This is a genomic window from Allobosea sp. P2_A10, from assembly GCF_056405115.1.
Genome location: NZ_JBFUCS010000054.1, coordinates 1 through 1723, shown reverse-complemented (window position 1 = coordinate 1723; position 1723 = coordinate 1). Strand labels below are relative to the sequence as shown.

Sequence of the window (1723 nt, the reverse complement as noted above, 5' to 3'; positions counted from 1 at the left end):
CGCGAGATCGCCTCCTGGGCATCGACGATGAGCGTCGCCTGATCGTCCAGGAGAGCGCGGATTGCGGCCAGCGCGTCGCCGCCAAACTCGGCCAGCACCTCGACCGCTTCGGCCTGCCGCATGGCGTCGTCGATGGGCGAAAGGGACGGCTTCACGGCGGTCATTGCGTTCCTCGAAATGAGAACGTAATGAGAACGAACGCGCCCCGGAGAGTCAAGCCATGAACGTCGACACCTTTTTCCTCCAGCCGTTCAAGACCCACCGCAAGAAGCTCGTCCCGGCCCAGCGCGTTCCGGCGAAGACGAAGCATCACGCCCTGCGGGATGGCGAGCGCCTGGGCCGCACCGCCGAGGGCCTGGCCGTGGTGCATGTCTGCGCCGACGAGGAAACCGGCGAGGTCAGCTCGATCGAAGTGCTGGCGCGCCACGGCCAGATCCCGGAGCAGTTCGAGGAGGAGATAAGGGCGTTGTGATTCTGGCCCTGCGCCGCCAACCACTGAACTTCCCGCAAGATGATCCGGATGCCCGCTGGACGGTGTTGTGCGAGAGCGTCTCGGTCGGTGTGATCGTTGTCACCAGGAATCGGTCGGATGAGCCGGCGACATGGGACTGGACCGTCCATCTTCACGCCGGCCGATTTGGCAATGGCCTGCGCTTTCAAGCGCCGGTCTAAGGCCGGGAGCATAGTTGCGAGGCAGCGATGGCTGGTTTCCGCGCATCTTGGGATGTCCTGCGCGCGGCAATCGGTGACGAGGGCTGGCAGCACCATCTCGACCACTGCGCGCGGTTGGATGCGCAGGATGCCCGCAGCCGCCGGGAACGCGAAGGAAACGGGAATGCTGATATCAGTTGACGCTCCGCCACGGAGCCACGCGATGCCCACGATCAAGATCAAATCCGCCGCGCACTATCAGGAAGTCGCCGAGCGTATCCAAGCATTGCTGGGGTGCACGGAAGGGTCGAAGGAAGAGCGCGAACTAATCGAACTCGTGCTGGCGATCGAGGTATGGGACACGGTGAGGCAGTGGCGGACGTGACGCGCGCGCAATAATCTCCGGCTGCTAAGGAGATTCCCCGATGTCGTTCCCGCCCGACAACCCGCCAATGGCCTATTCCCATCTGGCCGGCCGCGAGGTCTCCACTTGGTCGGGCGAATGGCTGCAAGAGACCGAGATCGCCTATCTCGCAATGATGCCGATCGGTAAGCGCAACACCTTCCTCGATGGGGTGCCCGGGGGGACGGGCGACGATCGTGGGATCAAGGGCGTTCGGGGTGAGGCTGCCGTGGCTGCACTGCGGGCGGCTATCGAGCGATACGAGCAAATTCTCGCGAGGCCGCACTGATGTCAGCGGTCGCTAATTTCATAGACGTCGCTGGCGTCCGCATCCTCGCGCAGGCCCTTGAAGGAGGCGTGGCGAAGCTTGTCGTCGTCGGTCCAGCCTCGGAAGGCGATTTCGGCGGGCAGGACTGGTGACAGCCAGACGGTCCCCTTCGCCTTGATCGGCAAGGCCGGCTTTTCGACGAGGAKCCCGGAAAACAGCTTGCGCAGGTYGGTGGCGGATTTTGTCGTGAAGCCAGTGCCGACGCTGCCGACATAGACCAGGCCGCCTTCTCGCTGTGCCGCCAGCAGAACCCGCCCGATCCCGCCCAGTGCTGCGGCCGACGGTTCGTATCCGACTATGAGAAAGGTCTCCGACTGGATGCACTTGATCTTGAGCCAGTC

6 protein-coding genes are annotated in these 1723 nt (G+C 63.9%); 5 read left to right on the top strand and 1 reads right to left on the bottom strand.

The features are described 5' to 3' along the window. The first annotated feature begins 220 nt into the window (after positions 1-220). Genes AC1DZY_RS26565 through AC1DZY_RS26545 form a run of 5 tightly spaced genes read left to right on the top strand, consistent with a single transcriptional unit; the run spans position 221 to position 1343 of the window. Positions 221-472 (top strand): hypothetical protein, encoded by a 252-nt coding sequence (locus tag AC1DZY_RS26565; RefSeq protein WP_476823154.1) that lies wholly within the window; start codon positions 221-223, stop codon positions 470-472. After that, a complete protein-coding gene (locus tag AC1DZY_RS26560) occupies positions 469-672 on the top strand; it encodes a hypothetical protein (protein WP_476823153.1) in 204 nt (67 codons plus the stop codon). Before AC1DZY_RS26565 ends, AC1DZY_RS26560 begins: the two co-directional genes overlap by 4 nt. Positions 673-699: 27 nt before the next feature. Next, positions 700-852, top strand: a complete 153-nt coding sequence (locus tag AC1DZY_RS26555; protein ID WP_476823152.1) for a hypothetical protein — start codon at positions 700-702, stop codon at positions 850-852. 22 nt (positions 853-874) lie between these two features. Further along, complete coding sequence (locus AC1DZY_RS26550; RefSeq protein WP_476823151.1) at positions 875-1036, top strand: hypothetical protein; 162 nt, start codon at positions 875-877, stop codon at positions 1034-1036. 40 nt (positions 1037-1076) lie between these two features. Continuing rightward, positions 1077-1343, top strand: a complete 267-nt coding sequence (locus tag AC1DZY_RS26545; RefSeq protein ID WP_476823150.1) for a DUF7696 family protein — start codon at positions 1077-1079, stop codon at positions 1341-1343. 2 nt (positions 1344-1345) lie between these two features. Here the strand turns inward: AC1DZY_RS26545 and AC1DZY_RS26540 are convergent. Continuing rightward, a partial coding sequence (locus AC1DZY_RS26540; RefSeq protein WP_476823149.1) for an ATP dependent DNA ligase occupies positions 1346-1723 on the bottom strand: 378 nt, incomplete at its 5' end.